Here is a 25,037-nt window from a genome sequence, read left to right on the forward strand (position 1 = left end):
CGCCGCCGGCGCTCCACCGAGGTGATCACCTCCACTCGCGACAGGGTCAAATGACTACTCCTAGGATTATCCCTAGGACTTCACGTCAGCGCCTCAACCCGCAAGGCGGCCCGCGCCGGAGGGGTACGCAACATGCGGATGATGCATCTTTGATAAGCCGAGCCCACGGCGCGACGCCAGAGCGCTGCTGGTCGATACGGCGCCGATGAGAGCCGACCTTCCGACGATCCTGGGCATTAGAGCGGGCTGAACTGACCCGTCGGCTTGAACGGATACACCAATCTCCAGGCTTCACAGGAAAGGCTCCCGGCGGCCCGAGCCGCTGGAACATGTAACGGAGTGAGAGTGGGGGCGGTGCGGCCCGATCTGGTAGTGGAGGTGCGCTTTGATCATGTCACCGGCAATCGGTTTCGTCACGGCACGAAGCTGATCCGATGGCGCCCGGATAAGGCGCCTCGGCAATACACGCGCAAGCAGATTGCGCCTCTGTCGGGGGGCCGCGTGTCGAGAGTGCGTCGGGCTGAACGTCGCCATAGTTGACGGAAGCGCGGCGCTTTTTCCCCTCCTGGATCAGCTTCTCCCGCCGTCGAAATCACACCGTGCAGCTTGAGTTTCCCAATTGGCTTAGAATACCGGAATTTTATTTTCTTCCGCCCAGCGCGAAATATTGATTGAGGATAATTACAACGCCTCGGCCCCAAAGTATCGTAGTGGATGTGAGGCGCCATCATGGAACCGTTGGTATTAGGCAGTGTGCTAGCTGCCGGCGCGATATGCTGTGCTTTAATGATGTGGGTCGCACTTACACGATGAGGTGTGTTCGTGAGGTGTGTTTAACGGCCTCTTGAAGCTAGCTTCTTTACTTTGAGCATTACACCTCTTGGCATCCGCTGCGGGCAGAAATCTCTATGACCCGCGGAAGCGCATGCCCGGAATCTCGTAATCCGACCCGCCTGTTCATCTGGATCAATTCACGGGCGAAAATTTTGCAAAGTTCACAACAATCGCCTCTACGCTAATGGAGAATAAAATGGCTGAAAAGAATCTTGAGAGCCTATTTCAAGATACACTCAAGGATATCTATTATGCCGAGCGCAAGATCCTGAAAGCACTTCCGAAAATGGCGCGCGGTGCACAGTCGCCGGAGTTGAAGGCAGCCTTTGTGAAGCACCGCGACGAGACCGAAATACATGTCGAGCGTTTGCAAGAGGTCTTTGAGCGGCTTGGCAAGCGCCCCCAGGGCAAGACCTGCCCGGCGATCGAGGGAATCCTTGAGGAAGGGGAAGAAATCCTCGAGGAGTACAAGGGAGCGCCGGCTCTGGACGCTGGCTTGGTCTCGGCCGCACAGGCTGTCGAGCACTATGAGATTGCGCGCTATGGAACTCTCCGGCGCTGGGCTGAAGAACTTGGTCTAAATGATGCCGCCTCCCTTCTGGCCCTGACCTTGGACGAAGAGGTCAAGACCGACGAGGCGCTTACCGCCCTCGCAGAAACAGCGGCCAATCAAAAAGCAAAGGCGGCCTAACAAACGCGAAGCCGTCTCTCGGCGTGCTGTGGTTCCGCGGAGAGACGGAGGGTTCGTGATAGTAGCCGCGCGGGTGGATGGTGGATCCTATACCCCGAGCCGCCGCACGCTTCATTGATGTCTGCGGACCGTTATGGTGACGCTGAGCGGTCCGATTCTCCGAGGGCCAGGACCCAAATCCGACCAAGGGGACCGAACATGACGACCCGCGCCCCTTGAAGATTCTCAACCCCACTTGGTCGAAAACCCGTCTCGCGCGTTGAACTCGCGAATGCGCAAGGGAGAGCGCCATGACCAAACGCGAGCTTATCGATACCGGCAGCGATAAACGCTACGTCCGCCGCGACGAGAAGGGCCAATTCAAGGAATCCGACGACGTCGGCAAATCGCTGGCGCAGGATGTGCGCAAATCGGCCAAGACGAAGGTGAAGGCCGGCGAGGGCGACAAGGGCGATCGGAAACGTTAGCTCTGCCGTGATGAAGATCGGGACCTTCAACGTCAACGGCGTGAATGGCCGGATGCCCGTGCTGCTGCGATGGCTGGCCGAGGCGGAGCCCGATGTCGTCTGTCTCCAGGAGCTGAAGTCGCCGGACGCGCGTTTCCCGCACCGGGAGATCGAGAAGGCGGGCTATGGCGCGATCTGGCACGGCCAGAAAAGCTGGAACGGCGTGGCCATCCTTGCGCGCGACTCGGAGCCGATAGAGACCCGGCGCGGTCTTCCGGGGGATCCGGATGACAGCCACAGCCGCTATATCGAGGCGGCAATCGGCGGCCTGCTCATCGGGTGTCTGTACCTGCCCAATGGCAATCCCGCACCCGGGCCGAAGTTCGACTATAAGCTCCGCTGGTTCGAGCGCCTCACCAGCTACGCGTCAGAGCTGCTGGAGCTCGACGTCCCGGTGATGCTGGTTGGCGACTACAATGTCATGCCGACCGACCTCGACGTCTATAAACCGGAGCGCTGGCGCGACGATGCGCTCTTCCGGCCCGAGGTCCGAAGTGCCTTCCACACGCTGGTCGAGCAGGGGTGGACCGACGCGCTGCGCATACTGCACCCGGACGAGCGCATCTACACTTTCTGGGACTACTTCCGGAATGCGTGGGGCCGCAATGCAGGCTTGCGGCTCGACCACTTGCTCCTGAGCCCTGCCATCGCCGGCCGTCTCAAGGCCGCCGATGTGGATCGGGCCGTGCGCGGCTGGGAGAAGGCGAGCGATCATGCGCCCGTCTGGATTGAGCTCACCGACACGGATGCGAGATAGCGCACTATGAACGTCTCCGACCCCTATGACTTGCCGCGCTTCAGAACGGCACAACAGCCTGTCTTTGAGGCGGCCCTCGCCGAACTGCGTGCCGGTCGCAAGCAGACACACTGGATGTGGTTCATCTTCCCCCAAATGCGAGGTCTCGGGCACTCGCCGACTGCGCAGTTCTACGGGATATCCTCCATCGACGAGGCCCACGCCTATCTTGAAGACCCGATCCTCGGGGAACGCTTGCGACTCGCCACCGCGGCAGCGCTCGTGGTCGAAGGTCGCTCGGCGCACGCAATCTTCGGCTCGCCCGACGATACGAAATTTCGATCCTCGATGACGCTGTTCGGCCTCGCCGCGGAAGGAACGGCCGCCTCTCCGTTCCAGGCGGCGTTGGATCGATTTTTCGAGGGCGAACCAGACCCTCAGACGCTCGACCTCCTCGAGAGACGAAAGCTCTGATGGCCGGATAAGGCCTGGTCGTGATGAGCAGGGAGCTCTTGCCAGTTCAATACGGAACCTGTTCTCACGCCTCGCATTCTTGGCTGAGGGGCGATGCCCTGAAGCCCGAGGTCACTCATGCCAAACGACAAGCTCACGACCTACAAGGCCAAGCGGGATTTCCGGCAGACGCAGGAGCCGAGCGGTCAGGGGAACGTGACTTCGTCGAACCGCCGTCGGTTCGTCATCCAGAAGCACGACGCGACCCGGCTCCATTACGATCTGCGGCTCGAGCTCGACGGCGTCTTCAAATCCTGGGCTGTGACGAAAGGCCCTTCGCTCGACCCCCATGACAAACGCCTCGCGGTGGAGGTCGAAGATCATCCCCTCGACTATGGCGACTTCGAAGGCACGATTCCCAAGGGACAATACGGCGGCGGCACGGTGATGCTATGGGACCGCGGCTATTGGGAGCCGGAGGGAAACAAGAGCCCCGAGCAGGCCCTGGCGAAGGGCGATTTCAAGTTCACGCTCGACGGCGAACGGCTGCATGGCAGCTTCGTCCTGGTCCGGATGGCCAACGATCGGGAGCGCGGAAAGCGCACCAACTGGCTGCTGATCAAGCATCGCGATGCGTTCGCGGTCGAAGCGAACGGCGCTGCGATCCTCGACGAGAAAGCCACCTCAGTGGCATCCGGCCGAGCGATGGACGCAATCGCGGCTGGAAAGGGCCGCAAACCGAAGCCCTTCATGCTTCGTGGGGGAAAGGTCGAGGCGGATGCCGTATGGGACAGCCGCACGGGCCTCGCTGCCCAAGAGCGCAAGGCAGAGGCTGCCGGGAAGAAGCCTGTCGCGACCGCCGACCTCCCGGATTTCATCGCGCCACAGCTTTGCGAAACCCTTGACCGCCCGCCATCCGCGCACGGGTGGATCCACGAGATCAAGTTCGATGGCTACCGCATCCAGATGCGCGTCCAGGACGGCGAGGTGACCTTGAAGACCCGCAAGGGCCTCGATTGGACCGCCAAATACCCGGCGATCGCCCGCGCCGCCGGCAAGCTCCCGGACGCCATCATCGACGGTGAGATATGCGCCCTGGACGAGAACGGCGCACCGGACTTCGCGGCCCTCCAGGCGGCGCTCTCGGAAGGCAAGACTGACGCACTGGTCTATTTCGCCTTCGACCTGCTGTTCTCGGGCGGTGACGACCTGCGGGCCCTTCCGGTGGCCGATCGAAAGGCACGATTGAAGCAATTTCTCTCCGAGGCCGGGGAGGACGCCCGTCTTCGCTTCGTCGAGCATTTCGAGAATGGCGGGGAAGCCGTCCTGCGCTCAGCCTGCCGGCTGTCATTGGAAGGCATCGTGTCGAAGCGCGGCGATGCGCCTTATGTCTCCGGCCGCACCGACACCTGGGCGAAGTCGAAGTGCCGCGCGGGCCATGAAGTCGTGATCGGCGCCTACGCGACAACGCAAGGCATATTCCGGTCGCTTCTCGTCGGCGTCAATCGCGGGGACAACTTCGTCTATGTCGGGCGGGTCGGGACCGGCTACGGGGCGGAGAAGGTCAAGGCGCTGCTGCCGAAGCTGCGCACGATCGAGACGGCGAAGTCCCCCTTCACCGGCATCGGCGCCCCGAAGAAGGAAGCCGGCGTCGAGTGGCTCAAGCCAGAACTCGTGGCCGAGATCGAGTTCGCTGGTTGGACGGCGGACGGTCTCGTCCGCCAGGCGGCGTTCAAAGGCTTGCGTGAAGACAAGCCGGCGGCCGAGGTGGAGGCTGAAAAGCCGGCGCCCCCGACGAAGACAGACGTTCCTCAACCGGCCGTTCCGGCGTCATCGAAGCCCGCCCGCCGCGGTGGGAAAGTCGATGTCATGGGCGTGCTGATCTCCAACCCCGACAAGCCGCTCTGGCCGGACGCTAACGACGGCAAGCCGGTCACGAAGGAGGATCTGGCCCGCTATTATGAGGCGGTCGGGCCCTGGCTGATCGAACACATCCGAGGGCGGCCGTGTTCGATCATCCGCGCACCGGACGGGATCGGCGGGGAGGAGTTCTTCCAGCGACACGCCATGCCCGGCTCTTCAAACCTGTTGGAGTTGGTGACGGTCTTCGGTGACAAGAAGCCCTATCTCCAGATTGACCGGGTGGAAGGCCTTGCCGCCGTCGCCCAGGTCGCCGCCCTCGAACTGCATCCCTGGAACTGCGAGCCTCATCAGCCGGACGTCCCGGGACGGCTCGTCTTCGATCTCGATCCCGGCCCGGACGTCCCGTTCTCGGCCGTGATAGAGGCCGCACGGGAGATGCGCGACCGCCTCGACGAACTCGGTCTCGTCAGCTTCTGCAAGACGACGGGCGGGAAGGGACTGCACGTGGTCACGCCGCTGGCAGTCGCCAAGCGGAACAAGCTTTCGTGGCCGGAGGCAAAGGGCTTCGCGCATGACGTCTGCATGAAGATGGCTCGAGACAACCCGGACCTCTATTTGATCAAGATGACGAAGAGCCTTCGGGGCGGCCGCATCTTCCTGGACTATCTGCGCAATGATCGCATGGCGACGGCGGTGGCCCCGCTCTCTCCCCGTGCCCGGCCCGGCGCCACCGTGTCGATGCCGTTGACCTGGTCACAGGTCAAATCCGGCCTCGACCCCAAGCGTTTCACGATCCGCACCGTGCCCAAATTGCTCGCGAAGACCACCGCCTGGCAGGACTATGGCGATGCTTATCGCCCGTTGGAGCAGGCGATCAAGCGGCTGTCGAAGTCGATGAAGCAGGCGGCCTGATCGGACATCCGGTCCCGGCGGCTCCGCGAACCCGCCAGCTTGGTGACCGCCGCCTAGCGCTTGCGGGGACGATCCTCCGCCTCAACGGACTTTCGCAGCGCATCCATGATGTTGATGACGTTGTTCGGTGTGGCTTTCGGCTCGGATGACTTCGCCTTCGTCGGCCGCTTGGTCTTCTTCCGTTTGGCCTCGATGATCTCCAGGAGCTTGTCCTGAACCGGGTCCGCCACCAGCTTGGGGTCCCAATGGCGGGTCTGTTTCTTGATCAACTGCTGGATGAGCGGCATTACCTGGGAATCGGATGGGGCATCGTCGATGCCGGAGAAATAGGCCTCCTCGTCCCGCACCTCATCGCCGTAGCGTAGCGTCCAGAGGACGATGCCCTTCCCGCGCGGCTCGAGCATGACCGCGCGCTCGCGCCGTGAGATCACGAGGCTGGAAATTCCGACCATGTCCTCGGCGGCCATGGCGTCGCGGATGACCGAGAACGCTTCCTGGCCCACTGGATCGTCGGGAGACAGGTAATAGGGGGTGTCGAGCCAAATCCACTCGACGGAATCGCGCGGCGAGAAGACGTCGATGTCGATGGTCTTCGTGCTGTCGAGCGCGACGTTCTCCAGCTCTTCGTCCTCGAGAATGATGTAGTCGTCCTCGCCGCGCTGATAGCCCTTGACCTCGTCTTCGTCCTTGACCTCCCTGCCCGTGACGGCGTCCACATAATGGCTGACGACGCGATTGTGCGTGGCGCGATTAAGCGTATGGAAGCGGACCTTTTCGTTCTCCGATGTTGCCGGCATCATCTGAACGGGACAGGTGACGAGCGAGAGCTTGAGATAGCCTTTCCAGTACGGACGCAAAGCCATGACGCCCTCCGATTAAGCTGCTCGTTTGGAGCGGGAGGGTCGCTTTGCCTTCGGTGGGCCATCGCCGGCATCGGCCTTTGCGGAGGCGCGCTTCGGCTTTGCCGGCGACTTCATTCCCGCGCTCTGCCGCAGCGCTTGGAGAAGGTCGCTCTGCTTCGATGGCGGCGGTGCCTTCCTCTTCGGTAAGCTGCGACCTTCGATCTTCGCCTTGACGAGCTCCGCGACGGCGGCGTCATACCGGTCGTCGAAGGCCTTGGCGTCGAACGAACCCTTCTTCGTGGTGATGATGTGCTTTGCTAGATCGAGCATCTCGCCTCCGATCTTCAAATCCGGCAGATCATCAAAGGCCTCCTGCGAAGAGCGCACCTCATAATCGAAGTTCAGCGTCGTCCCAATCAGGCCGTTCCCATGAGGGCGGATCAGGACCGTGCGCAGTCGCCGGAACAGGACGGTCTGCGCCAACGCGGCGACCTTCGCTTGGCGCATGCCATCACGAAGCAGCCTGAAGGCATCCGTACCCATTTTGTCGGGCGCCAGATAATAAGGTTTGTCGAAATAGACGTCGTCGATCTCGTTGCAGGGGATGAATGCGTCAATCCTCAGGGTCTTGTCGCTGTCCGGGATCGCGGCCGCGATTTCCTCGGGCTCCAGCACGACATAATTGCCGTTCTCGACCTCATACCCTTTGACCTGCTCGTCGCGCTCGACCGGATCGCCGGTCTCGCTGTCGACGAACTCGCGGCGGACACGGTTTCCGGTGGCGCGGTTCAGAGTGTTGAATGCGATGCGTTCGGACGATGAGGCGGCCGTGTAAAGTCCCACCGCGAATGCGACTTCGCCGAACTTGATGAAGCCTTTCCAGTTTGCCCGCGCTGTCGCCATCTCCCGCTCCGATGCAACTATCGCGAGTCAACCAACCGCTTTGGCAGCATCCTTGTTCCGGGACAAAACGAATCTGCATTCAAGGACTTAACCAGTTACGCAGGCTGTGCATTCGCCCCACACACCGGCGTAGCCCTAGCTGCAGCCATATCCAGGGGACCGCGACGCCAACGATGTACCCTCTGCCGACTTCGCTCTTTATGCTCAGCGCGCCGCGAGCAGAGGCCAACGATCCCGCAGCGGTCCGAGTCCGCCGAAGTCGGGCCAACCCGCGCGCCGATTGCCGGCATCATGCCGACCTGGTGGCTACCAAAGCTCGCGCAGGCGCGAGCGGATGGCAGCATCACTATCCGCCTCGCGCTGGTACTGGAAGCTCGACCGATCCACCCCGATTAGCCTGCAGGCCCGGCGCTCCGAGTAGCCGTGATCATCCATCACGCGCTCCGCCCAGACGGCTTTGGAAGAAGAAGCTTAGGTCACCCCGCGGGGTGGCGCGCCATCGAGGCCTTGCCCAGGCAAGTAGACACACCGAGGTGGAGCGCGACTATTTGATTTTCCTTCTTCTTTTTCTCTTTTTCTTTTTCTTTTTCCCTTTCCCTCTAACTTTGGAGAACGCTGGGGGAGGCCGTCTTGCGGAGCAAGGCTTCGCCGGTCCGGCGGCGAAGCCTTGGATGCCGAAGGTTGGTCAAGGTTTCTAACCCCGGAGCCACGCCGTCGTCAGCCGTCAGATCGGAGGTGCAACCTTGTTACAGGCAGGCCGGGGCTGGGCTGTCGGCCTTTCCGCACCGCTTCCGCTCGCGAGAGCGCCAGCGCGGACGGACTTCGCCCTTCCGATCTGTAGTGGGCTCGGTCGTCCAGGAGGGTTGGGGCTACCCGTTCCTCCATCCTGCGGATCAACGATCCGCTTGCTTCCGGTGCCTTCCGGAAATTGACCCGGTATTCTCCGCCCCGCCTGGCTAGCGGTGGAGACTCGGATGCCCATGAGGGGTCTGGCTATTGCCAAATGGGGACTGACCACCTGTAGAGCAGATAGGGCCGGCCGCTATGGGGAGGTCCGCCGAGCGCCAGAAGCGGAAGTTCACCGCGGTGGCAATCAATGTCTGCTTTGGGGTGGGAATCGGACAGTCAGTTTATGGTCGGAGCGAGAATAAAGCTGCCGCTTGAAGGTACCAAGCCAGAGCCAGCCCCGACACTCTTCACAACAGGTTAAGTTATCAAAGGATGATGGTCATGCACGCGTGTACCTCGGAAACCAGCCTATCGACTTCCTGTGTGGAGGTGGGAAAACTGCCTGCAGTGTGAGCGTATTTGTTACGAGGGTGGGCGATGGAGGTAGAAAAGGCGAGGGCTCCGGAGTGGTTCAGATAGCCACGCGTCGCAGGGGGCAGGGTGCGCAGTTGGTGGAGCATCTGCCCGATCCCGGACTGCGGAGTCTTGCCGTGAGCGCGAAGTATCGACCCGAGGCAGGTGTCGAAAGCCCGGCTGGCATGAATAACCTGAAGGAGGCGTTGACGCGTCACCGGCTGGAGCCGAAGGCATCGACCGAGTTCTTGGAGTTCTCTGTCCACCGCCTGCATAAGGGGGTCTGTAGTATAAGTCGGAGCGCCTCTCACCAGGGCCTGCATTAGCAGATGGCGGGACTTTCGAGCGCTCACTTCAGCCTCGCATATCGTTCGATCAGTACGGCGACATCGTCAAGGGACCTCATAGATCGTGACGGTGCCAGAACCCAGCCCGCGAACGCGGCGGCTCGGAGCGCCTTGTCGGGATCGCCCCTGACTTCCGGATAGTCGGGCACGAAAATCGCGCTGGCCGTCACATTTCGCGGTTCCGCCTCGCCATCGACGATATCATACCACCGCCCAGCTTCCGACATCGCTAGGCTGTTCATGGCCGCCAGGGTGGGCGTCGCCAAGAAAAACGCGGCGTCCACCCCATTACCGATCCGATCACGCAACGGGTTACGCGAGGCCGGCCCTCCGCGTTCCTGCCCTTCTTTCGCCTCGAAACCGCGTCGCAGAACCCGGGCGAGGCGGTAGGTGTTTGCGAAGCGCTCTTCCGATCGTTTCTGGGCCTTCTCGGCGCGGTCCCGATGTCGGGAGTGCGCGGGGGCGTTCGCGATGCTAAGGAGCGCCGGCTGGGTGCCACGAGCGCCAAGTTCGAGTTCGGCGGCGAACGCATTGTCCGCTCCGGAGGGTTCATCGTCTTCGTGCACGAGTCTCACGAAAGTGGTGTGCGGGGGAAGCGCCATCATGTTCAGTGCCAGTCGCGCGGCGAATAATGCAGGCTGGCGACGTTCCTCCGCGGTCGACATCATGACTGCGGTCAGACCGGACCGTCCTCCGATTAACAAATCCACCGAGCGCAACACCAGCGGGTGGTCCGGTGCCGCGACGACCACAAAGTCATTGGTCAAGGACTGCGCCAGTCGCCGTGCGAGCTCATTACGACGTTCCACAACCGACGGGGCCATAAGCTCCTCCTGTTCGATTACTTCTCATGACACGGCATGTTCGTCGGGTGAAGAGGGTGGCGCTCGGCGACGCAAACGGCGTTGGAACCCAAGATCGCCTACCTCGCACTCTGACTTTCGGCCAATTCCAAAAGGCTGGCATGGATGGGTTCCGCTGGTCCGATATTGAGTTGCATCGCGTGGAAGTGGATTTCATCTCCGTACCCGCTCACAACCCATGGGGGAAGTTCAGAAGGTCCGCCGGTGGGCGCCTTGATATGCCCGCTACGGGCGAATGGCCAAAGCTGCCGGACCGCCTTTAAGAGCGCTACTGATTAAATTGGACGGCCAATGTTTCGCGTCTGAGCGTCAGCACCGGGACCTAAGCACTTATGAAAGCGTTCGCGTACGCGACTTCAGAACCGTCGACTGAAAGCGGCGCTTACATGGTTCGGAAGTCCAGTGTCGCCGTCCGCGGCTATATCGTTAGCGGATTTCCGACGAGCGCGGATTAGAACATCCAGAATTGTTTAGTGCACGATAGGGGACGACGTTGGTTAAGGGAAGCGGAGGGGCGTCGTCCGGGACGCCAAGAGCTGGAAGCAAGGCTAAGCCTAGCCGTAATTCACCCTGCTGGTGCAACTCCGGCAAGAAGTACAAATACTGTCATTACCACTCGGATCGCGACCGTATCGTCAGCATAGATGCCGGATTACATCCGCCCGGTACTCCATCTCAAATTAACTACAAAAATGATTTCGCGAACATCATGGCATCCTTCCATGGCCCGCTGCATCGTTTTTGTCAGGAAAACGATTTCTACTTGTTTGGATCGACACTGACCGTCGGCGACATGGAGACCGCCTACAATCATTTGATGGCCGGCACGCTCACCAAACAGGAACTGCTGGACGCCGTCATTAAGCGCTCACTCCGGCACGTAGTTGAGGGATACGTCAAGGACGCTTGTGCGAAGTTCAGCAGCTTCGCGGGTCGCGAAAAGATCCTGCTCGACGCAGTCGAAGCGCACTTCGCAGGCAAATATACGTTGTCCGTGCCAGTGTTTTTTGCTCAACTTGAAGGCATCCTGCGCCAGATCGGAGCTCTGACTTACAAGGACAACATCAAGCCAACCATCAAAAGGGACATTTGGGGCAACCGCCTCCTCTTTGCGATAGAGGACGCCGTGGGGGCTTTCAATGCCTTCATATCGAAACTGTACGAAGGGCAAAAGAACGACGGCTTCAACCGTAACCCGGTGCTGCACGGGATGAACCTGACCTACGACACCGAGGAATATTCGCTCATTTTGCTGCTCGCGATCTGTGAGGTGAGAATCTTTCTCTGGTTCGAAGAGAACACCAAACGGGTCGTGTAGGCGTCGGCCAACTTCTGATAGCGGGTACTGTTCACCTGGCCTAACTGCTCGACCACGTTGCGCTCCCAGGTCTCCTCCGGCTAGGCCGGTTCGGCGAAGCACGACGCCAGCTCTCGTTTGGCTCCCAATATTGGCTTTCGCGAAATGTCGTAACCGGCCTAGGTGACCGCCATGGGCACGCTGCTGAATGTCGGTCTCTGCCGAGGGGACACCGACAGTAATCCACCCCCCGAGCCGAAGATATCGTTCGGCAAGTGAATGGCTGCTTTCGGCTAGACGTGCCGGCGATCTGTACGGCGCAAATGGGGTCGCAAGCCGACATAATGAGAGAGCAGCCGAATGGCCGCTATGGGTCAGAAAACGACGTTCACAAGCAGAAGAATTCGTCATTGCTGCGCTGCGGTTCGAATGCGTCTCGGCTTGCACTCAGTTTAAGTGGCGGGGCGGGCTGCGCCGTTGCCGCGACAAAGCAATCCTATGTCGAAGTTAAGATCTATAGCCTCAATACCCTTCTTCAGCTGATCGAGGGTCGCGCCCTTATTATAGCGTGCGGTTTCTCCGGGCGTGGCGTGGCCCGTCAGTTGATCTATCAGTGCGTTCTCCACACCGGCCTGGCTCAGTAGCGTCGTAGCCGTGTGACGAAATGAATGAAAATCCAACTTCTCCCGATAGAGATCTACATCTCGGCGATATCGCGTAAACCACTTAGTATAGCCGTGACCTAGTCGACCGTCGGCACCACCGGGCTCGAGCTCCGGAAAAAGCCTTTCAGAATTCGCCGCCTTCATGGAGACGACATAGTCAAGTAAGCCGAGCTCAACAAGCTTGGAATGTATCGGCACTCGCCTCATCGCATTGGCATTCTTCAGCTTGCGGGGAGGGGCTTCATTGATGTCGATATAGTCGATACCGCTTTCGCGGCGAATGTCGCTGACATGAAGCTGGCAGATCTCCTCCTGCCGCATGCCGGTAAACACAGCCACCAACGGCAACCAGAACTTGGCGTCCTTGATGATCTCGTCACCGGGCGCTGACCTGCGAGCGTATGAGCGGCAGCCTGTCCAAACCGGCGAGGCAAAGAGGGCCTTCAGTTCGGCGGTGGTCCACATGTCGCGCTGTTCACGCGCCTTCTTTGCATTCGCGAAGCGGAACCCGGAGAAGATGTTATTGGCCACTTCCTCAGAAGGAACCTTGGCCGCCCAAAGCGCCGAGAGAGCGGAGAAATGCCGTTTGACGGTGGTCTGCGAGATCACGCCACCGCGCGTGTCAGGCGATGCAGCACCGAAGACCGCCAGGATCTGTGCGACAGTCATGCTTTTGTAAGCGGCTGCCTTGCCATAATCGCTTGGGAGGCGTTCGATCTGCTCCCGGAATTTGCCCGCATCCGCGCGCGTATATTCCGCAAGAGGTTTATCCCCGCATACTTCGATGAACAGCCGGTAGGTGGCTCTTGCCTGTAATGCGGTTTGTGCGTCCCATGCTTTCGTGAGGACCTGTGCCTCGCGAAACGTCTCCCCCACCTTTGACAGTGGCTCCCCAAGGGCAGGCTTCGGTGCGGGCCCGGTAACTTCAACGAGGTCTTTCTGGGGAGGGCTGGCTGCGTCGGCCGCTTTGAGCTCCTGCCGAAGGAGCTTGTCCTTGGGCTCGTAGTTGAAGTCGCCGTTGTAGCGCGCGGTCAGGGCCTCCGCGAGGTCGATACCAGCACGCAGCACCGCCTGCTGAGCTTGGGCGCGTTCAACCCGGTCGAGTTCAGCCACCGTCATGCCCTGCTTGTGGAGCATCGCTTCGGTAACCACGCGGCCGGCATCAAGCCGGTTGCTGCCTAGGTCGGATCGAGCTCTTTCTGCGACATTCGCATAATAGTCGCGCCGCTTGATCCGGGATTCGTCGTCAAGATAGCCCTGATTGAGCCGGGCGAGGTTTTCCCGGTCCAGGATGGTCCGATAAAAGTCCTGCACCAGACGGGCAAGCTGGTCGTCGTTGAGCATAGGCGTCGAGCGAATCTTCGCAAAAAGGGTTTCCGACGCGACATATAGCTGAGCCGCCCCGAGCTTGGCACTGCAGCTCTCACGCGTACGCAGGCTCACCATCAACTCACGGCGCCGCATTTGCCGACGAAGCGCTTCCGGAACGGCCCGCCTGAAGTGATAGACGCCGCCCCGGCGCGTCACATTCGCAATCGCACTCATGCTGCTCCCAATGAGCCCGCCGAGGGCGGGCTTTGTAGCAGCGGATTGTAGCAACAGGCCCAATCCGCAGGTGCGGACCGGCCGAAGTGTTGGCAACGAAGGCTTCGTGGAAAGCTGGCTGGGGGACTAGGATTCGAACCTAGATTGACGGAGTCAGAGTCCGCAGTTCTACCGTTGAACTATCCCCCAAGCGGGCCCGAGCAGGGCAGCCGGAGGCCCGCGGGCGCGAGGCCGGCGGGCGAGGGCGCTCTATACGCAATTCGAGCCTGCGGGTCCAGAGGTCATGTGAAAGAGTTTGGGGGCAATTCCTGCCGGCTATGGAAAGGGGAGGGCCACGCCCCCGCTGACGTGCGTTCCAGCGTGGTTAAACGATTCCTACCTTGGTCGGCGGTATACCACGCCCGCAATGGTGCCATGCACAATCGTCTATGTTGCAATGCAAACTCTTCCCTTATGTAAGAGGACGAAAGACGGAGGCACCTATGACCACGATGACTGCACACCCGGTTCGCGAAACCAGCCTGTTCGGCCGGTTCGGCACGTTGGTGTCGGATTTCGTCGCTGCGGTCGGCGAGGCCCGCACCATGGCGGCCCGCTACGAACACCTCTCGCGGCTGTCCGACGCCGATCTGGCGCGTATCGGCATCGCCCGCGATGAGATCCCGCAGGCGATCGTCCGCGCCCACTGAGGCAAAAAGGCTCCGGCACCACGGGATAGACCGCGCACGCGCGGCCCCTCCCGGCCGGAGGAGTTAGTTCAGGGTCCGGCTTGTTCCGGGTCCGCAGGCACGCTTCCGGGCACCGGCAGCAGGACCCGTGCGCGCAACACGTGAATATGCCGCCGCCCGATGCGGGCGATGAGACGGCGCTCCGCCGCCAATCCGGCGGGATGGCCGCCGATGCGCTCATAATGCCGCTTCGAGATCAAAAGCCCCTGGCCCGGACGCGGCCGGCCGAGCACCGCAAGGCGCGCCGCCGCCACAGCTTCCCCGAGGCGCGGGCCGAATCCATAGCCGTCCACGGACAGGCGGAAGGTCGCCGTCGCGCGATCGCCCATTCCGCACCGCTCCACCATTTCCAGGAAACTCGACACTTCGCGCGCCCAGCCTTCCTCCAGGATGGAGGCCGGGCTGAGGAATAGCAGCCAGCGCCCGCGCCCCTGCGCCGCGCCCTGCCGCAGGCGCACGCCGGGATCATTGATTCCCGGTAGGAAAACGCAGCCCGCCGCATCTGCGATGGCGGCCGTGTCGTCGCTCGACCCGCCATCCGCCAGAATCACGTCGCGCAGAATGCCGCCCGTCACCCCCTGCACCAAAGCGGCGAGGGTCGGGACCAACTGGCGTTCCGAATTCTGCGTGGGGATGACGATGGAGATCAAGCGGCAGCAACCCTTACTTACCTAAGCTATAATGCCCTGGGGATCGCGCGTCGATCCTTGCAGCGCAAGAGTTTTGCCCCGGCCGAAGAAGCCGGCGGCCATCAGGGAGGGGCCGAAGATGGCGTTCGAGGACTGGGACAAGGACGAGGCGGGCCGGCTGAAGGTGTGGCCGCTCCAGGCTTTTACAACGGCGGTATTCGACGGTAGGGCCGGGGGCATACGGTTCGAGGTCGGGCTGCCGCGCGGCCCTGGGCTGCCCTCGCCCGCGGTGCAGATCTCGCTTGATCCCCAGCAGCTTCGCGCGCTCGCCGAGGCGCTGAACGAGGTGGCCGAGCATATCGAGAAGGGCACGCGGCCGAGCTGAGGAGGGTCAGATGCGCGCGCGGACCGCTTCGGGACACGGCAGCCTGCCACCGCGCGCATGGGGCGCGTGCGCGCTGCTCGCGGGCTTGCTTTTCGCCGGCCTGCCGGCACGGGCGCAGGATGCGCCCATTTCCAATCTGTCGCAGCTCGGCGCCAGCTTCCAGGCCTGCTGGAAGGCGCCGCCGGGCTCGGCAGGCTCGCGCATCACCTTGCGCTTCGGCCTCACGGCCAAGGGCGAGCTGAAGGGCGCTCCGCGTGCCACCTATTCCCAACTGATGGGGGACCGGGATGCGCAGCGCGCCTTCGTGGCCGCAGCGCTGACCGCACTGTCGAGCTGCACGCCGGTGCGGATGAGCCCGGATCTGGGGCGCGTGGTGGCCTCGCGGGTGCTCACCGTCACCTATGCGTCGGGGGGCGGGCCGAAGGGCGTCGACATCTGAGCGGCGTACAGGCTGTGAATGGTGCGCAGAGGCTGCGTGGTTCGCTTGACAGTGTAGGGGTCGGGACTCTAAATGGCGCCTCCCACGGTTCGGGGCCGTAGCTCAGATGGGAGAGCGCTGCAATCGCACTGCAGAGGTCAGGGGTTCGATTCCCCTCGGCTCCACCAGCAACTTTCCATATCGTTCTGATATGTTTGCCTTTCCTATAGCGGCGACAGAGCGCTGAGGATCCAGAGTCGGCTCTGGCGGCGTGTGACGACGTCTCATCACATCACGGTTGCGCCGCTTACGCGGCAGCAGGAACGGCCAGCGCCTCGCTTTGCCGCACGCCATCCATAGCCGCGTCCGTCGGGCAGATGAGGACGACAGAGTTGGGAATGGCCTGCTGCAGCTTCGTGGTCATTGCGTTGATCCGCTGCTGCACGCATCCCATGGCGAGCTCGGGGTTATAACCCAGCATCAACTCGATGAAGTTGACCCCACCGGCACGGCGGGTACGGATGCCGTGGAGCGCATCATAGTCGTCGTAATGGTTGGCCAGCACGCGCAGGAGGGCAAGCTGAAGGCGTTCTTCGAGCGCCCGGTCGAGGAGGTCGCAAACCGACCCCGACACATGCCCCAGACATGGAAGACGAAGAAGCCGCAGAGCGCGATGGCGGTGAGCGGGTCGATATAGGCTGCCCAGTTATAATCCTTGAACCAGGTTCCGAGCGAGATGGGAATGACGAGGGTCAGGCTGTCGGCGATGCCCATCAGATAGAAGCGGCGTTGGGCGTCGATCACCGGCGATTGCTGGGCTTTATCAACCTGCCGGACCCGCCACCACATCCAGGCGAAGAGGGCGACCGACGCGGTGTTGAGGATGATGGCGGCGGTTGTGCCCTCCAGCGGCACCGGCCGCCTCAGCCCTTTGATCGCCTGCGCCAGGACCAGCCCCACGAACACGAGATTGGCGAGCGCCAATCCAACGGCCAGAAGGTTCTCGAGCTTGTCAAAACCGTAATTGTAGTTTTCGGTGCGACCGTGTTCGAGCCGCCGAACCACCAGCCATGAAAGGAACATGGCGCAAGTATCCATCCCCAGGCCGAGAACATCGGCAAACACGGCAGATGAGTTGCTGACGATCGCGGCATAAGTCATGGGAACCAGCAAAGCTAAGCTGGCAAATAAGTCCTGTCGCGTCAGTCGATCTTTTTCGCTGATGGACGCCATTTTCGCCGATTACCAAGTTTGAGCTTGGCGGTAACTCTTGGTTCCGATCCGTGTCACCTCAATGACCTTGACCTGACGCGGCCATAAATCGCCATCCCCGAGATGGCTGGCTTATCCCGTCCGGGCCACCGCGCTCCCCGACGGTCTTCGCGAGGAAACCGGCCTATGTCGCTCGCGCCACAAGGATATCCCGCTCGATCGCCGCAGATCCTGCGCTCGACCGGACGATGGGGCGGGGCAGGACGCCGGAATTCTGCCCGCCGGCGCTAAGGGAAGCTCATTTGACAGGGCTGGCTCGCGACGTAACTATACAGTTAGATAAATGCCAAACTCCGCTGTCCAGGTTGCGCATCGGGCCTGCGAAGCGGCTGAGGGGCGGCTATCATGGAAGGGAAGGGCAACCCTTCGAGACGACGTCCCACCGCGCCAAAGGTGGGGCGGAGAAGCACCAGAGAACGAGACGCGCTTCAGGCGCGCCGCCATCATCACGGGAGGAAGACATGAGGCTGAAAGCAAGGCTCGGCGGGTTGCTGTGTGGCGCCGCGGCGCTTCTCGCAAGCACCCTGGCGGCATCCGCCGCCGACAAGGTGACGCTGCTGCTCAACTGGTACAATTATGGTGAGCACGCGCCCTTCTATCTCGGCATCGAGAAGGGCTATTTCGCGAAGAACGGCATCGAGCTGGAAGTCCAGGAAGGGCGCGGCTCGGGCATCACGGTGCAGGCCACCGCGGCCGGCTCGGCCACTTTCGGCTATGCGGATTTCGGCACCATGGTGAAGGCCGCCGTGAAGGGTGCGCCCATCAAGGCGGTCGGCATCATGCTCCAGAAGAGTCCCATGGCGGTGGAGGGCTTCGCGGACAAGAACATCCGCACCCCTAAGGACATGATCGGCAAGACCGTGGTCTATACGCCGGGCGACAGCTTCTCTCAGCTGTGGCCGGCTCTGCTGAAGGTGAACGGCCTCCAGGAGAACCAGGTCAAGGTGATCTCCGGCGATGCGGCCACCAAGCGCAATGCGGTGATTTCCGGCCAGGCGGACTTCCTTCTGGGCAATGTGAACGACCAGAAGCCGCTGATCGAGGAGGCCACCGGCAAGCCGGTCTATGCCATGCTGTTCGCGGACTATGGCGTGAACACCGTGAACGGGGCCTTCATCGTGAAGCCGGACCTTCTCGCCAGCAATCCGGACCTCGTGAAGCGCTTCCTGAGCGCCGTGCAGGCCTCGGTGGAGGACGCGAAGAAGAACCCGGAAGCAGCGGTGGATGCCATGCTGAAGGTGAACCCGAAGGCCGGCAAGCGCGAGACGCTGCTGGCGAGCTGGACGGTGACGCTGCCGCTGCTCCACACGGCCCTCACCGAGAACAAGCCGCCGCTCTGGACCGACCCCAAGGACATTTCCGGCACGCTGGACATCCTGTCCAAATATAGCGGCGTGGAAGTGGACCCCGCGCAGGGCGACAAGTTCTACACGAATGACTTCCTGCCGAAGTAAGGGGCGGTTCCGAGGCAGGCTGTCTCATCTCCGTACACCAGTCGTCATGGCCGGGCTTGTCCCGGCCATCCACGTGGCTCCGCCGGGCCGGAGCCAATGGACAAGCGTGGATGCCCGGGCCGAGCCCGGGCATGACGGCTGTGTCAGGCGACGGTCGTCGCTTCTCCGCGAAGGGGCGCCGGGCAAATTGACAGGCCGGGCACACCCCCTTAAACACCTAACTAGATAGTTAATAAGGAAGCGCGCCATGGTCGCCGGCACTGCCCGTCTCTTTGCCATCATCGGTGATCCCGTCGGCCATGTGCGCACCCCTATCGTGTTCAACGCCTATTTCGCCGAGCACGGCATCGACGCCGTCTGCGTGCCGATCCATATCCGGCCCGAGGACCTTGAGGCGGGGATCGCCGGCCTCAAGGCCATCGCCAATCTCGACGGCTTCATCGTCACCGCCCCCCACAAGGCGCGGGTGATGCAGATGATGGACCAGCTCGGCCTCGACGGGGAGCTTGTGGGCGCGGTGAACACCGTGCGCCGGGAGCAGGACGGCTCCTATACCGGCACCATGCTGGATGGCCACGGCTTCGTCACCGGGCTCGCGCGGGCGGGCTATGAGGTGCGCGGCAAGCGCGTCTACATGGCCGGCGCCGGGGGCGCCTCGAGCGCGCTTGCGTTCGCGCTGGCGGGATCCGGCATCAAGGCGCTGACCATCTTCAACCGCACGCGGGAACGGGGTGAGGAGTTGCTGGCGCGCGTGAAGGCCGCGTTTCCCGCGGTGGAGGTGGCGTTCGGCACCCGCGACCCGCGCGGCCATGACCTTGCGGTGAATGCAACGCCCCTCGGCCTTGAGCCCCAGGACGGCTTCTCCTTCGACGTGGAGAAGGCGGAGCCGCCCATGCTGGTGGCCGAGGTGCTTATGAAGCCTGAGACCACCGCTCTGCTCCATGCGGCCGCCGCGAAGGGCTGCCGCATCCACCAGGGCAAGCACATGCTCGACGGCCAGCGCGATCTGATGATGGCCTATTTCGGCCTCGCCCGCCCCGCCGCTGCGGCCTGATCTTTCCAAACGAGATTTGCCCAAGCGAGATTTGCCATGGCCTATGTCGTCACCGAGAACTGTATCCGCTGCAAATACACCGACTGCGTGGAGGTCTGCCCGGTCGATTGCTTCTATGAAGGCGAGAACATGCTCGTCATCCACCCCGACGAATGCATCGATTGTGGGGTGTGCGAGCCGGAATGCCCGGCGGACGCCATCAAGGCCGAGGGCGATGAGGGCCATGCGGAATGGCTGGACCACAACCGCACCTTCGCCGCCCAATGGCCGAACCTGACCAAGCGCCTGCCGGCGCCGGGCGATGCGGACATCTGGAACGGCGCCCCGGATAAAGCAGGCGAGTTCAACCCCGCGCCGGCGCCGCGATGAGCCCGGACGCCGTTCGCGCCCTCGCGGCGCAGCTCCATGCAGCGCGCCGCGCCGCGGTCTGGGCGACCGTGGGCGATAGGGTGCCCGCGAACCCGGATGAAGCCTATGCCGTCCAGGCCGAGATCGTGCGGCTGTCTGGCGAAAAGGTGCGCGGCTGGAAGGTGACGGCGCTGAAGCCGGCCGACCAGAGCGCCTATGGCGGCGAGCGCCCCGTGGCGGGGCCGCTGCTGGCGGGGGCGGTGTACGCGGCGCCGACAGAGCTGGCCCTTTCCCATTTTCTCGCCCCCATTCTCGAATGCGAATTCGCCTTCCTGCTGGGGCGCGATTTGCCCGCGCGGGCGGCGCCTTACACGCTGGACGAGGTGGCGGATGCGGTGGCGGCCATGGTCCCGGCCTTCGAGATCGCGGACGGCCGCGTGCCATCCCAGGCGCCGGGCGCGCTGCGGCTTGCGGACAGCATGGGAAACGGCGCGTTCGTTTACGGCGCGCCGCTGAGGGACTGGCGCAGCTTCGACCGGGCAGGGACGGTCTCGCTGAGTCTCGACGGCGTGTTCGTGGGGGAGGGGAGTGGCGGGCGCATCCTTGGCGACCCGCTGAAGGCGGTGCAGGCGCTGGCCAATGCGCAGCCTCTGTCGAGCCCGCTTCTGGCCGGCCAGATCGTCACCACCGGCTCCGCGACGATGCCCTTGCGGGTCGACAAGCCTTGCCTCGCAATGGCCGATTTCGGGCCGCTGGGGATGATTTCGCTGAGACTGACAGCATGACCGAGGCCGCAGCCGGATTCCCTCTCCCGGTTGCGGGAGAGGGTTAGGGAGGGGGAAGGAGGCGGCCGTCCTAGGTGCCGAGCGTTGGTCTGCTTCACGGCCCCCCCTCCCCAGCCCTCCCCCGCAAGCGGGAGAGGGGCAAACAGCACCGAAACCTACTCCCCGAACTTCGCCGTGCGCTTCTCCTGGAAGGCGGCGATGCCCTCATGGCGGCCGCGATCGGACATGCAGATGACGTGCAACTCGTTCTCGTGGCGGATGCCCGCTTCCAGCGGCATGGAGAGGGCGGCGCGGGTGGCGGCCTTCACCGTCTGGGTGGCGATGGGGCTGAAGCTCGCCATGCGCTGGGCCAGCGCCATCACATGGGCGTCCAGGTCCGCATCCTCCACCACCTCTTCCACGAGGCCGATGCGCAATGCCTGGGCGGCGTCGATGGTGTCGCCGGATAGCAGCAGGCGCATGGCCTGGCCGTAGCCCACAAGGCGCGGCAGCATCTGCGAGGCGCCCCCGCCGCCGACCCAGCCACGCGTCACTTCCGGCGCGCCGAGCTTGGCGCTGGCCCCGGCGATGCGGATGTCCGCGCCAAGCGCGATCTCAAGCCCGCCGCCCAGCACCCAGCCGCGCAGGGAAGCGATGACGGGCTTCCTCATGTCCCGCACCACGGCGGCATATTCCACGCGGTTGCGGAACGCCCAGAGGTCAGTGATCTCGCCCAGCGCATTCATGTCCGAGCCGGCGGAAAAGGCCCGCTCGCCGCCGCCGGTGATGATGACGATGCGCACCGCCTCGTCCGCATCCAAGGCGGCGCAGCTCTCCCCCAGGCTGCGGGCCATGGGCGGCGTGATGGCGTTGTGCTTGCGGGGGCGGTCGATGACGATGCGGGCCACATGCCCGTCCGTTTCCACCCGCACCACGCCGTCGGTGTTCTCGGCCATCTGAATTCTCCTATGGGCGCGCGGAGCGCCGCGCCACTTCCTCGAACACGGCAGAGACGTCGCGGTCCGTCCCGCCATTGGCCATCATGTCCGCGAAGATGTCGGTCATGGTGTCGAGCAGGGTCAAAGACAGGCCGAGATCAGCCGCCAATGCCTGCGCCGTGCGCAGATCCTTCAGTTGATACTGCGCCGGGGAGCCGGGCACGAAATCCCCCGTCGCCATGCGGGCGCCGTGGATGTTCAGCACCTTCGAATCCCCGAAGCCACCCATGAGCGCCGTGCGCAGCCCCACAAGGTCCGCGCCCCCCTTGGCGGCGAAGTTGAACGCCTCGGCAATGCCCACCATTGCGGCGCCGACGATGATCTGGTTGGCGAGCTTGGCGAGCTGGCCCGTGCCCACCGGGCCGATGCGGGTCGGCCGCCCGAGCGGCGCGAAGAGAGGCGCGAGGGCAGCGATCACCTCCGGTTCCCCCCCGGCCATGATGGCAAGCGTGCCCTCGCGCGCGCCCACTTCTCCCCCGGAGACGGGCGCATCCACATAAGCAATATCCCGGGCGGCGCAGATGGCCGCCTGGGCGCGGCAGGTCTCCACGGGAATGGAGCTCATCACCACCAGCGTTCCACCGGGCCCGAGCGCCGTGATGGCGGGGGAGGGGCCGGAAAACAGCACCTCGTCCACCACCGCGCCGGTGGAGAGCATCACCACCGCCACCCGTGCCCCCGTCAGCGCCGCCTGCGGTGTCGCGGCAATGGTGGCGCCGTGCTCCGCAACGCTCTGCGCCTTGTCCGGGCTGCGGTTCCAGGCGGAGACCTTGAACCCCGCCTGCGCCAGCCGGCGGGCCATGTGCCCGCCCATGATGCCGGTGCCGAGAAACGCCACCTTCGCGCCCGGTGAGACTTCCTCCATGGCGGTTTCCTCGAATTTTATCAGGCCGTCTTCGCGGCCTTCTTGATGGCGGCGAGCTGCTTGAACTCGTCCGACTGCTTGTAGAAGGAATCGAGGGGATAGCAGCCCGAGACGATGCCGTTGCGCGGCGCCGTGGTGCAGTCGGAGAAGGTGCGGCAGATCTTCTTCTTCTGCGCCCCGCGCCCGGCCAGGATGTCCATGGGCAGGTCCGGATAGGACAGCACCATGCGGCCGAGGCCCACCATGTCGGTCCAGCCCTGCCGCACGACGGCCTGGGCGACGTTGGGCAGGAACTCCTGGAGATAGGTGTAGCCCGAGCCCAGCAGGGTGAAATCGGGGAAGCGGGCCTTCAGCTCGCGCACCACGTCCAGGTGCCGCATCACGCCCATGAGCGGGTCTTCCGGCGGGTGGTAGCCGTCGGAGGGCGGATAGCTCGCGGGGCGCGTGACGTGCGGGTTGTAATAGGGGCTGCCCAAAGTGATGTTGACCAGCCGGATGCCCAGATCCCGCAGCACCTCGAACAAGGCGAAGGTCTCAGTGAGGTCATAGGCGGTGGGGTCTTCGGGCATGGTGCCGAAGCCATACTCATAGGGCAGGGCGCCCGTGTCGTCGTCGGGCACACCGGGCCCCAGCGCCCCGGGCAGCGAGCGCGCCGGGTCGGGCCTGAAGGAGATGAGGTCGATGGCGCTGATGCGGCTCGCGAGCTTGAGGCCCGGGCAGGCCGCGCGGATGCCGGCGGCCAGCTCGCGCAGGAAGCGCGTGCGGTTCTCCAGCGGGCCGCCGAACGGGCCGGGGCGGGTCTTGGCGGAAAGGAATTCGTGGCCGAGATAGCCGTGGCAGTGCTTGAGATCGACGAAGTCATAGCCGCAGGCCTGCGCCCGCTTGGCGGCGAGGATGTAGTCGTCGATCAGCCGCCAGATATCGTCGTCGGAGAGCACGGGATAGTCGGCGGGGATGCCGAACTTCCGGTCCAGGACGGGGTGGCGGTAGAGGATGCGCTGCTCGAACTTGCGGTTGTCGTTGGGCTTGCAGAAGCGGCCCGAATGGGTGAGCTGGAGGCCGATGACGAGGCCGTCGTCGGACCCGGTCGCCTGCCTGTGCGCGTCGATGACGGTCTCGCGCAGCGCGGCGATGGCGCCCTGGGTGTCCTCGGTCATCACCAATTGAAGGGGGTTGGCGCGCCCGTCCGGGCGCACCGCCACCGCCTCGCCGCCATAGATGAGCTTCGCGCCGCTCTCGCCGAACCGGCGCCAGCGGCGCGCCGTGTTCTCTGAAGGCGCACCGTCCCGCGTGCCGTCCCAGCCTTCCATGGGGTGGATGGCGAAGCGGTTGCCGATGGTCATGCCGTCCACGGTGAGCGGGGCGGCCAGCGGCGAATCCGGGCCGCCGGCGACGATGTCGTCGCACGGCATGTCGATGCCCAGTTCGCTGAGATGCGCGCGGAAGCCGGCGACACCGCTCAGCGAGGTGATCTTCGGGAAATCCCCATACTTCATGGGCGGCTCCTTGGACGGCGGGGCTCTGTGCCTCTTTATGTAACTAGTTAGTTAAAACATGGGTTTCCGGCTGTCAATGTGGTCTGGAACGGCTCCACGCTGAAGAGGTTTCATTGTCGGCCCGCGCCGGTGGCCGTCGTGCCCAGGCCCACCTTCTTCTTTTCCGTCATGGCCGGACTTGATCCGGCCATCTCCTTCAGGGCCGGGTGCGCCCGGATTCCCAAGAGATCCCGGGGTCAAGCCTGGGGATGACGGCTGGACGGGGTGGCTTATGAGAGGGCGCTGTGTCTCCAGCGCCCCTATCCCCGCCGTTTCCGGCGGGGTGGAGGGATGCGGGAGCGGCCGGCACGCCGGCAGGCATGCCTTGGGAGTACAGGTGACGTCGGAGCCGGTGCTCCGTCCGCTCCCGCGCGGGGATTTATGGCGTGTCGGCTGCGCCGCGTGGGTGATCAGTCCTCCCCATCACCACCGGCCGGACCAGCGCCGGATCGGTGCGCAGACCCCTTCGGCCTCCTTTCTCGCCCGGCGGAGTGCGTTACTCCCCACCGGGTCGGACACCCGCTGCCCTGCACCACCCGTCAGGCCGCTCCGGACGCGCCCCTCCTTGGTGCAAGGTAAGGGGACCATAGCAGGGGTTCACGCAGAAAGGAATATAGTCCTTAGGATTATTTTCGTGCGCGGGGTTGCGCCTCGGCCGCCGTCTTCCCCTCTCCCCTTGCAGGAGAGGGTGCCGAGTGCAGTGAGGGGGCGGCACCGCCGGGTGGAGTCCTGGAGGTCGAGGCCAGCGCAGACGCCCCCTCACCCCAGCCCTCTCCCGCAAGGGGAGAGGGGGCGCGTCGCCCCCCTCGCTACCGTCATGCCCGGGCT

At 63.5% G+C, this 25,037-nt stretch carries 23 protein-coding genes, 2 tRNA genes and 2 pseudogenes; 16 read left to right on the plus strand and 11 right to left on the minus strand.

What is annotated here, in order from left to right; all coding sequences use genetic code 11:
• Window positions 1-239 precede the first annotated feature (239 nt).
• From ABLE91_RS27230 to ligD, 6 genes and pseudogenes are all read left to right on the plus strand, one after another.
• Window positions 240-540, plus strand: a pseudogene (locus ABLE91_RS27230) (ATP dependent DNA ligase); the annotation flags it as partial.
• 490 nt (window positions 541-1,030) lie between these two features.
• Window positions 1,031-1,525: a YciE/YciF ferroxidase family protein gene (locus tag ABLE91_RS27235; RefSeq protein WP_348935693.1), complete on the plus strand. Its 495-nt coding sequence runs from the start codon at window positions 1,031-1,033 to the stop codon at window positions 1,523-1,525.
• Between the two features lie 290 nt (window positions 1,526-1,815).
• A complete protein-coding gene (locus ABLE91_RS27240) occupies window positions 1,816-1,992 on the plus strand; it encodes a hypothetical protein (protein ID WP_348935661.1) in 177 nt (58 codons plus the stop codon).
• A 10-nt stretch (window positions 1,993-2,002) separates the two neighbouring features.
• Window positions 2,003-2,788, plus strand: a complete 786-nt coding sequence (gene xth / locus ABLE91_RS27245; protein WP_348935694.1) for an exodeoxyribonuclease III — start codon at window positions 2,003-2,005, stop codon at window positions 2,786-2,788.
• A 6-nt stretch (window positions 2,789-2,794) separates the two neighbouring features.
• Window positions 2,795-3,241: a DUF1810 domain-containing protein gene (locus tag ABLE91_RS27250; RefSeq protein WP_348935695.1), complete on the plus strand. Its 447-nt coding sequence runs from the start codon at window positions 2,795-2,797 to the stop codon at window positions 3,239-3,241.
• Window positions 3,242-3,358: 117 nt separating this feature from the next.
• Entirely contained in the window at window positions 3,359-5,995 is a 2,637-nt protein-coding gene (gene ligD / locus ABLE91_RS27255) for a DNA ligase D (RefSeq protein ID WP_348935696.1), read from the plus strand.
• Between the two features lie 53 nt (window positions 5,996-6,048).
• Here ligD and ku (ABLE91_RS27260) read toward each other — a convergent pair whose 3' ends face one another.
• The 3 genes from ku (ABLE91_RS27260) to ABLE91_RS27270 all read right to left on the minus strand — a co-directional run bounded on the left by ku (ABLE91_RS27260) (window position 6,049) and on the right by ABLE91_RS27270 (window position 10,213).
• Window positions 6,049-6,858: a non-homologous end joining protein Ku gene (ku, locus tag ABLE91_RS27260; RefSeq protein WP_348935697.1), complete on the minus strand. Its 810-nt coding sequence runs from the start codon at window positions 6,856-6,858 to the stop codon at window positions 6,049-6,051.
• A 12-nt stretch (window positions 6,859-6,870) separates the two neighbouring features.
• Entirely contained in the window at window positions 6,871-7,740 is an 870-nt protein-coding gene (gene ku, locus ABLE91_RS27265; RefSeq protein ID WP_348935698.1) for a non-homologous end joining protein Ku, read from the minus strand.
• Window positions 7,741-9,391: 1,651 nt separating this feature from the next.
• The gene (locus ABLE91_RS27270) at window positions 9,392-10,213 is read right to left on the minus strand and encodes a hypothetical protein (protein WP_348935699.1); all 822 of its coding nucleotides are present in this window, start codon (window positions 10,211-10,213) and stop codon (window positions 9,392-9,394) included.
• Window positions 10,214-10,745: 532 nt separating this feature from the next.
• Between ABLE91_RS27270 and ABLE91_RS29005 the strand changes: the two are divergent.
• Together ABLE91_RS29005 and ABLE91_RS27275 are read left to right on the plus strand one after the other, a co-directional pair.
• Window positions 10,746-10,865, plus strand: a pseudogene (locus ABLE91_RS29005) (SEC-C metal-binding domain-containing protein); the annotation flags it as partial.
• A gap of 96 nt (window positions 10,866-10,961) precedes the next feature.
• Window positions 10,962-11,570 (plus strand): hypothetical protein, encoded by a 609-nt coding sequence (locus ABLE91_RS27275; RefSeq protein ID WP_348935700.1) that lies wholly within the window; start codon window positions 10,962-10,964, stop codon window positions 11,568-11,570.
• Window positions 11,571-12,001: 431 nt separating this feature from the next.
• On the opposite strand, the gene ABLE91_RS27280 is transcribed toward ABLE91_RS27275, so the two are convergent.
• Window positions 12,002-13,759: a tyrosine-type recombinase/integrase gene (locus ABLE91_RS27280; RefSeq protein ID WP_348935701.1), complete on the minus strand. Its 1,758-nt coding sequence runs from the start codon at window positions 13,757-13,759 to the stop codon at window positions 12,002-12,004.
• Between the two features lie 115 nt (window positions 13,760-13,874).
• Window positions 13,875-13,948 (minus strand) — tRNA-Gln (locus ABLE91_RS27285).
• A gap of 293 nt (window positions 13,949-14,241) precedes the next feature.
• On the opposite strand from ABLE91_RS27285, the gene ABLE91_RS27290 reads away from it, so the two are divergent.
• Complete coding sequence (locus tag ABLE91_RS27290) at window positions 14,242-14,448, plus strand: DUF1127 domain-containing protein (RefSeq protein ID WP_348935702.1); 207 nt, start codon at window positions 14,242-14,244, stop codon at window positions 14,446-14,448.
• Between the two features lie 68 nt (window positions 14,449-14,516).
• Here the strand turns inward: ABLE91_RS27290 and ABLE91_RS27295 are convergent, their stop codons facing one another.
• Window positions 14,517-15,137 carry a glycosyltransferase gene (locus tag ABLE91_RS27295; RefSeq protein WP_348935703.1) on the minus strand — a complete coding sequence of 207 codons (621 nt, stop codon included), beginning with the start codon at window positions 15,135-15,137 and terminating at the stop codon, window positions 14,517-14,519.
• Window positions 15,138-15,255: 118 nt separating this feature from the next.
• On the opposite strand from ABLE91_RS27295, the gene ABLE91_RS27300 reads away from it, so the two are divergent.
• The 3 genes from ABLE91_RS27300 to ABLE91_RS27310 all read left to right on the plus strand — a co-directional run bounded on the left by ABLE91_RS27300 (window position 15,256) and on the right by ABLE91_RS27310 (window position 16,107).
• Window positions 15,256-15,501: a hypothetical protein gene (locus tag ABLE91_RS27300; protein WP_348935704.1), complete on the plus strand. Its 246-nt coding sequence runs from the start codon at window positions 15,256-15,258 to the stop codon at window positions 15,499-15,501.
• Between the two features lie 10 nt (window positions 15,502-15,511).
• Window positions 15,512-15,940: a UCP034077 family protein gene (locus ABLE91_RS27305; protein ID WP_348935705.1), complete on the plus strand. Its 429-nt coding sequence runs from the start codon at window positions 15,512-15,514 to the stop codon at window positions 15,938-15,940.
• Window positions 15,941-16,031: 91 nt separating this feature from the next.
• Window positions 16,032-16,107, plus strand: a tRNA-Ala gene (locus ABLE91_RS27310).
• Between the two features lie 119 nt (window positions 16,108-16,226).
• Here ABLE91_RS27310 and ABLE91_RS27315 read toward each other — a convergent pair.
• Together ABLE91_RS27315 and ABLE91_RS27320 are read right to left on the minus strand one after the other, a co-directional pair.
• Entirely contained in the window at window positions 16,227-16,400 is a 174-nt protein-coding gene (locus ABLE91_RS27315; protein WP_348935706.1) for a hypothetical protein, read from the minus strand.
• Window positions 16,400-17,152 carry a cation efflux transmembrane domain-containing protein gene (locus tag ABLE91_RS27320; protein WP_348935707.1) on the minus strand — a complete coding sequence of 251 codons (753 nt, stop codon included), beginning with the start codon at window positions 17,150-17,152 and terminating at the stop codon, window positions 16,400-16,402. The genes ABLE91_RS27315 and ABLE91_RS27320 overlap by 1 nt, the downstream gene beginning before the upstream one ends.
• A 500-nt stretch (window positions 17,153-17,652) precedes the next feature.
• On the opposite strand from ABLE91_RS27320, the gene ABLE91_RS27325 reads away from it, so the two are divergent.
• From ABLE91_RS27325 to ABLE91_RS27340, 4 genes are all read left to right on the plus strand, one after another.
• Window positions 17,653-18,645 (plus strand): ABC transporter substrate-binding protein, encoded by a 993-nt coding sequence (locus ABLE91_RS27325; RefSeq protein WP_348935708.1) that lies wholly within the window; start codon window positions 17,653-17,655, stop codon window positions 18,643-18,645.
• Between the two features lie 247 nt (window positions 18,646-18,892).
• Window positions 18,893-19,699: a shikimate dehydrogenase family protein gene (locus ABLE91_RS27330; protein ID WP_348935709.1), complete on the plus strand. Its 807-nt coding sequence runs from the start codon at window positions 18,893-18,895 to the stop codon at window positions 19,697-19,699.
• A 36-nt stretch (window positions 19,700-19,735) separates the two neighbouring features.
• Entirely contained in the window at window positions 19,736-20,068 is a 333-nt protein-coding gene (gene fdxA, locus ABLE91_RS27335) for a ferredoxin FdxA (protein WP_348935710.1), read from the plus strand.
• Entirely contained in the window at window positions 20,065-20,832 is a 768-nt protein-coding gene (locus ABLE91_RS27340) for a 2-keto-4-pentenoate hydratase (RefSeq protein ID WP_348935711.1), read from the plus strand. The genes fdxA and ABLE91_RS27340 overlap by 4 nt, the downstream gene beginning before the upstream one ends.
• 155 nt (window positions 20,833-20,987) lie before the next feature.
• Here the strand turns inward: ABLE91_RS27340 and ABLE91_RS27345 are convergent, their stop codons facing one another.
• From ABLE91_RS27345 to ABLE91_RS27355, 3 genes are read right to left on the minus strand one after another with little or no spacing between them, the layout of a single operon-like run.
• Window positions 20,988-21,767 carry an enoyl-CoA hydratase/isomerase family protein gene (locus ABLE91_RS27345; protein WP_348935712.1) on the minus strand — a complete coding sequence of 260 codons (780 nt, stop codon included), beginning with the start codon at window positions 21,765-21,767 and terminating at the stop codon, window positions 20,988-20,990.
• Window positions 21,768-21,777: 10 nt separating this feature from the next.
• Window positions 21,778-22,779: an NAD(P)-dependent oxidoreductase gene (locus ABLE91_RS27350; protein ID WP_348935740.1), complete on the minus strand. Its 1,002-nt coding sequence runs from the start codon at window positions 22,777-22,779 to the stop codon at window positions 21,778-21,780.
• Window positions 22,695-24,170: an oxidoreductase gene (locus ABLE91_RS27355; protein WP_348935713.1), complete on the minus strand. Its 1,476-nt coding sequence runs from the start codon at window positions 24,168-24,170 to the stop codon at window positions 22,695-22,697. The genes ABLE91_RS27350 and ABLE91_RS27355 overlap by 85 nt, the downstream gene beginning before the upstream one ends.
• Window positions 24,171-25,037: the final 867 nt, after the last annotated feature.

This window comes from Aquabacter albus (assembly GCF_040049275.1).
GTDB lineage: Bacteria > Pseudomonadota > Alphaproteobacteria > Rhizobiales > Xanthobacteraceae > Aquabacter.

What these genes read in the sequence shown, in the direction of transcription:
- ABLE91_RS27305 (WP_348935705.1), top strand. Translation starts at nt 15,512, where the DNA reads ATGCGCGCGCGGACCGCTTCGGGACACGGCAGCCTGCCACCGCGCGCA.
- ABLE91_RS27300 (WP_348935704.1), top strand. Translation starts at nt 15,256, where the DNA reads ATGGCGTTCGAGGACTGGGACAAGGACGAGGCGGGCCGGCTGAAGGTG.
- ABLE91_RS27280 (WP_348935701.1), bottom strand. Translation starts at nt 13,759, where the DNA reads ATGAGTGCGATTGCGAATGTGACGCGCCGGGGCGGCGTCTATCACTTC.
- ABLE91_RS27345 (WP_348935712.1), bottom strand. Translation starts at nt 21,767, where the DNA reads ATGGCCGAGAACACCGACGGCGTGGTGCGGGTGGAAACGGACGGGCAT.
- ABLE91_RS27235 (WP_348935693.1), top strand. Translation starts at nt 1,031, where the DNA reads ATGGCTGAAAAGAATCTTGAGAGCCTATTTCAAGATACACTCAAGGAT.
- ABLE91_RS27290 (WP_348935702.1), top strand. Translation starts at nt 14,242, where the DNA reads ATGACCACGATGACTGCACACCCGGTTCGCGAAACCAGCCTGTTCGGC.
- ku (WP_348935698.1), bottom strand. Translation starts at nt 7,740, where the DNA reads ATGGCGACAGCGCGGGCAAACTGGAAAGGCTTCATCAAGTTCGGCGAA.
- ABLE91_RS27275 (WP_348935700.1), top strand. Translation starts at nt 10,962, where the DNA reads ATGGCATCCTTCCATGGCCCGCTGCATCGTTTTTGTCAGGAAAACGAT.
- ABLE91_RS27270 (WP_348935699.1), bottom strand. Translation starts at nt 10,213, where the DNA reads ATGGCCCCGTCGGTTGTGGAACGTCGTAATGAGCTCGCACGGCGACTG.
- ABLE91_RS27340 (WP_348935711.1), top strand. Translation starts at nt 20,065, where the DNA reads ATGAGCCCGGACGCCGTTCGCGCCCTCGCGGCGCAGCTCCATGCAGCG.
- ligD (WP_348935696.1), top strand. Translation starts at nt 3,359, where the DNA reads ATGCCAAACGACAAGCTCACGACCTACAAGGCCAAGCGGGATTTCCGG.
- ABLE91_RS27250 (WP_348935695.1), top strand. Translation starts at nt 2,795, where the DNA reads ATGAACGTCTCCGACCCCTATGACTTGCCGCGCTTCAGAACGGCACAA.
- ABLE91_RS27355 (WP_348935713.1), bottom strand. Translation starts at nt 24,170, where the DNA reads ATGAAGTATGGGGATTTCCCGAAGATCACCTCGCTGAGCGGTGTCGCC.
- xth (WP_348935694.1), top strand. Translation starts at nt 2,003, where the DNA reads ATGAAGATCGGGACCTTCAACGTCAACGGCGTGAATGGCCGGATGCCC.
- fdxA (WP_348935710.1), top strand. Translation starts at nt 19,736, where the DNA reads ATGGCCTATGTCGTCACCGAGAACTGTATCCGCTGCAAATACACCGAC.
- ABLE91_RS27315 (WP_348935706.1), bottom strand. Translation starts at nt 16,400, where the DNA reads ATGCTGGGTTATAACCCCGAGCTCGCCATGGGATGCGTGCAGCAGCGG.
- ABLE91_RS27330 (WP_348935709.1), top strand. Translation starts at nt 18,893, where the DNA reads ATGGTCGCCGGCACTGCCCGTCTCTTTGCCATCATCGGTGATCCCGTC.
- ABLE91_RS27240 (WP_348935661.1), top strand. Translation starts at nt 1,816, where the DNA reads ATGACCAAACGCGAGCTTATCGATACCGGCAGCGATAAACGCTACGTC.
- ku (WP_348935697.1), bottom strand. Translation starts at nt 6,858, where the DNA reads ATGGCTTTGCGTCCGTACTGGAAAGGCTATCTCAAGCTCTCGCTCGTC.
- ABLE91_RS27325 (WP_348935708.1), top strand. Translation starts at nt 17,653, where the DNA reads ATGAGGCTGAAAGCAAGGCTCGGCGGGTTGCTGTGTGGCGCCGCGGCG.
- ABLE91_RS27320 (WP_348935707.1), bottom strand. Translation starts at nt 17,152, where the DNA reads ATGGCGTCCATCAGCGAAAAAGATCGACTGACGCGACAGGACTTATTT.